Annotated in this window: 3 protein-coding genes; all 3 read left to right on the top strand. The window is 31.2% G+C overall.

Translation table 11 applies throughout. The features are described from left to right. The coding region (locus Q428_RS13875; RefSeq protein WP_035381960.1) for an RHS repeat-associated core domain-containing protein at positions 1–1,168 on the top strand (1,168 nt) is incomplete at its 5' end. Between the two features lie 28 nt (positions 1,169–1,196). Then, the gene (locus Q428_RS13870) at positions 1,197–1,475 is read left to right on the top strand and encodes a hypothetical protein (protein WP_035381958.1); all 279 of its coding nucleotides are present in this window, start codon (positions 1,197–1,199) and stop codon (positions 1,473–1,475) included. Positions 1,476–1,692: 217 nt separating this feature from the next. Then, the coding region (locus Q428_RS13865; protein ID WP_035381955.1) for a transposase at positions 1,693–1,904 on the top strand (212 nt) is incomplete at its 3' end.

The following is a 1,904-nucleotide window of genomic DNA, read 5'->3' as shown; positions in this document are numbered from 1 at the left end:
ATATGAATATGATAAAGAGACAAAACAGTATTACTTAAAGGCCAGGTATTATGATCCCAAGATTGCCAGGTTCTTGTCTGAGGATAGTTATAGAGGGGATAGGAAAGACCCACTTAGTTTGAATTTATATACTTACTGTCATAATGAACCTATAATGTATGTGGATTTAGACGGGCATGCACCTCAAAAACAGGCTAGAGGGGATAAGACTGCAAATAACAAAAATAATCAAAAGAAGGGCTCGAGTAATTCAAAAGGTTCAAAGCAAAATACAACAACTAAGAGTGGAATTTCTGTAGAACCTAAGGATAGTGGTAATAAGAAGGATACAAAGAAAAAACCTGCTGAGGTAAATAAGAAGAAGGCTACTAATAATATTGGATCTAAGGAAGTAAAAAAAGGAAATGTAAAGAAAAATACATCTAGTCAAGAAACTAAATCAGCTGAGTTGCAGGATAAGGATATACTGTCAAAAGAAGATCTAGCAATTATTGTTGGTCTTAAGAGAATGTATGTAACTAGAGTTGCTATGAATGACAATGATGGAGCAAAAGCACTTTTAAGAACTATTGATGTGATTAGAAGTAAACCAGAATATAAAGGAATGTATGACTCTAAAGATAAAAATGGGAATTATGTAAGTAAATATAAATACAGTAATTCTGAAATTTCTACAAAAGTAAATGTACATGCACATACAATAACAAAAGGGAATTTTTTAGCACACGATGGTACTATTGTTAATGGCGCAGTAACAGCAGGAAGTATATTGCTCCCCAAACCATATTGTTACTTAGTAGGATTAATAGGTATGGGAACTGCTTCAGATTCTACAGATTTAGTTTTAGGTGCTGCGGGAATGATAGACCCACCTGTAGGTGCTTTCTTTTCAGTAATAGGAGGAGTAAAAACTCAATTAAACCAAGAGGTGAAAGTTGGGGATATAGAAGTGGCTATTTCTCTTTCAAAAGATGGGGATGTTAATACTTCTACAACATATTTCTCAAAAGACTTTAAAATAAAAAGTGAATATCATGATTGTGTTAACGCACCTGTGCCAGCAAATTGGAAATCATATGATGATAGGTATCCTACACCAGATATAGTACTTGATACAGAATATTATAAGAATGGCAATTGGAAAGGTCTTAGATATTGGTTTAAATAAAATATTTTTAGAGTAAGGAGCTGGTAATATGAGAAAATATCAATGCCCTAATTGTAAAGAATATACAATTGATGTGCTTCAAAAAGCAAGTTTGAATATTAGAAGTAATTCTAGGTGTAAAAACTGTGGAAAGAAATTTGGTTTACCATATATATATTCTGCACTATTGATTATAATAGTTTGCATTGCATTTTACTTTACTTATATATCTAATATGAATTTAATAATCAAAGGTACGGTAATATTTTTAATACTATTATTATACTATATAGTAAATATTACAGTGATGCCCATAGTTAGAAAGTGAATAAAATGATGTAATGGATAGGTTATAATTAATTGTACAGAAAATATTCGGTCATGATATAATAAATAAAAATGAGGAGAAAGGGTTAATATCATGGCAGGAAAAACAAAGAATTAAACAATGTGGAACACATAAGTATTGTTCAGAATTAATGAAAAACATCTCCCATCAAAGGAAATACTAATTAGGAACTAAACTTTGAAGGGAGATGTTTTTTATGCCAAGAATCGCACGGCAGAAAGAAGAAGATGCCATTTTTCATGTAATGGCAAGGAGTATAAGCGAAGTTGATTTATTTAAAGACGATACGGATAAGCTTAATTATTTAGCTTTAGTTAAAAAATATCAAAAAACCTATGAATTCAGAGTATATGGCTACTGCCTTATGGATAACCATCTTCATTTAATAATAGATGCCAACGGAGCAGA

Source organism: Fervidicella metallireducens AeB (assembly GCF_000601455.1).
In the GTDB taxonomy this organism is placed as follows: Bacteria; Bacillota; Clostridia; order Clostridiales; family Caloramatoraceae; genus Fervidicella; species Fervidicella metallireducens.
This window is presented reverse-complemented; position numbering and strand designations above follow the sequence as displayed.

Excerpts from the sequence above, each read along its gene's own strand:
- Q428_RS13870 (WP_035381958.1), top strand. The coding sequence starts at position 1,197 with ATGAGAAAATATCAATGCCCTAATTGTAAAGAATATACAATTGATGTG.